At 63.2% G+C, this 2,152-nt stretch carries 3 protein-coding genes and 1 pseudogene; 1 reads left to right on the forward strand and 3 read right to left on the reverse strand.

Features of this window, described 5'->3' with window-relative positions:
- Window positions 1-548 (forward strand): TlpA disulfide reductase family protein (locus MOV75_RS35600; RefSeq protein ID WP_247007677.1); only part of this gene is annotated, 548 nt, incomplete at its 5' end.
- Window positions 549-555: 7 nt separating this feature from the next.
- On the opposite strand, the gene MOV75_RS35605 is transcribed toward MOV75_RS35600, so the two are convergent.
- From MOV75_RS35605 to MOV75_RS35615, 3 genes and pseudogenes are all read right to left on the reverse strand, one after another.
- Complete coding sequence (locus tag MOV75_RS35605; RefSeq protein WP_246932198.1) at window positions 556-750, reverse strand: hypothetical protein; 195 nt, start codon at window positions 748-750, stop codon at window positions 556-558.
- A gap of 206 nt (window positions 751-956) precedes the next feature.
- Window positions 957-1,838, reverse strand: a complete 882-nt coding sequence (locus MOV75_RS35610; RefSeq protein WP_063203650.1) for a 3-hydroxybutyryl-CoA dehydrogenase — start codon at window positions 1,836-1,838, stop codon at window positions 957-959.
- 191 nt (window positions 1,839-2,029) lie between these two features.
- Window positions 2,030-2,152: pseudogene (locus tag MOV75_RS35615) on the reverse strand (electron transfer flavoprotein subunit alpha/FixB family protein); the annotation flags it as partial.

Here is a 2,152-nt window from a genome sequence, read left to right on the forward strand (position 1 = left end):
GCGGCGATCCGACCTGCAAGCCGGCGGTGGCCACGGCGCAAAAGATCGCCCCGCTCGCCCATGGCGAACTTGCGGCGCTGACCATGGCGAGCGCCCCCCTCAAGCTGCCCGACCTCGCCTTCGAGGATGCCGACGGCAAGCCGAAGAAACTGTCAGATTTCCGCGGCAAGACGCTGCTGGTGAACCTGTGGGCGACCTGGTGCGTGCCATGCCGGAAGGAAATGCCGGCGCTGGACGAGCTCCAGGGCAAGCTGTCGGGCCCGAATTTCGAGGTGGTGGCGATTAATATCGACACTCGCGACCCCGAGAAGCCGAAAAACTTCCTGAAAGAGGCCAATCTTGGCAGGCTGAGCTATTTCAGCGACCAGAAAGCCAAGGTGTTTCAGGATCTTAAGGCCATAGGCCGAGCTCTGGGCATGCCGACCTCGGTGCTCATCGATCCGCAAGGCTGCGAGATTGCGACGATCGCGGGACCGGCGGAATGGGCGAGCGAGGACGCGCTCAAGCTGATCCGGGCGGCGACCGGCAAGGCCGCAGCGTCGCTCTAAGGATGGGTCAGGCGGTGACGTTGAGATTGTCGCCGACGCCGGCACCGACATTGGCCAGCGAGGGCTGACCGGCGCCCATCAGCGTCAGGACGGTGGATTTCTCCATATCGGCGTTCTGCTTGGTCAGCGTCGCCGCGATATTCGACTGCAGCGCGCCTTGCTGAGCGGCCAGCATGGTGCTGACCATTGCCATCATGTCCATTACGCGAACCCTCGTACCGGCCGTAACCTAGGCGCGAGAGGTTAACGGGACATGAAATGTCACAGGCGGGGTGCCAGCCGAGGGCAATGGTGCCGTAGGGTGGGAAAAGGCGCACTTGCGCCGTGCCCACCATCTCACCATGGTCGAAAAAAAATGCGTGGGCACGCTTCGCTTTGCCCACCCTACGGCGCTACGGCACCGCCGCCTTACCTTGTCGGAACCGGCTTGGCGCCGCGGTAGTCGTAGAAACCGCGCTGGGTCTTGCGGCCGAGCCAGCCGGCCTCGACGTATTTCACCAGCAGCGGGCACGGGCGGTACTTGGAGTCGGCCAAACCCTCGTGCAGCACCTGCATGATGGAGAGGCAGGTATCGAGACCGATGAAATCGGCAAGCTCGAGCGGGCCCATCGGATGGTGCGCCCCGAGCTTCATCGCCGCGTCGATCGCCTCGACATTGCCGACGCCTTCATACAGCGTGTAGATCGCCTCGTTGATCATCGGCAGCAGGATGCGGTTGACGATGAAGGCCGGGAAATCCTCGGAGACCGCGACCTGCTTGCCGAGCTTGGCGACGAACTCCTTGGACGCCTCGAAGGTCGAATCGTCGGTGGCGATGCCCCGAATCAGCTCCACCAGCTCCATCAGCGGCACGGGATTCATGAAGTGAATGCCGATGAAGCGCTCGGGGCGGTCGGTCGCGGCGGCGAGCCGCGTGATCGAGATCGAGGACGTATCGGAGGCGACGATCGCCTCCGGCTTCAACACCGCGCAGAGCTCGTGGAAGATCTTGCGCTTGACCTCCTCCTTCTCGACCGCGGTCTCGATCACGAGGTCGCAATCGGCGAGATCGTCGAGCTTTTCGGCGGGCGTGATGCGCGCCATCGCCTTGGCCTTGTCGTCCTCGGAGACGGCCTTCTTGGAGACCTGTCGCGCCAGATTGCCGTTGATGGTGGCCATCCCCGACTTGAGGCGGTCGGCCGAGACGTCGTTGAGCACCACGTCGAAGCCGGCCAGCGCCGCAACGTGCGCGATGCCACTGCCCATCTGACCCGCGCCGATCACGCCGACCTTCTTGATCACTGCCGCCATCTTGTCATCCACCGGAACGGCGCGCATGTCGCGCCTGCCTACCCCCCGAGCCGGGAGGTCCGATTTAATCAGAACCTTGGCTCGAAACCTAGATTGGATCGCTTCGAAGGCGTGCCCCACGCCAAAGAAAACGCCTCAGAAATGAAACACCGGCCGGAGTTTATAGCTCCGGCCGGTGTTTTTGGCTCGTTTTACTTGCCGAGCTTGCCGAGTTCGGCCGTCAGCTCCGGAACCGCCTGGTAGAGGTCGGCGACCAGGCCGTAATCGGCGACCTGGAAGATCGGCGCGTCCTCGTCCTTGTTGATCGCAACGAT

It is taken from the genome of Bradyrhizobium sp. PRIMUS42 (assembly GCF_023006515.1).
GTDB lineage: Bacteria > Pseudomonadota > Alphaproteobacteria > Rhizobiales > Xanthobacteraceae > Bradyrhizobium.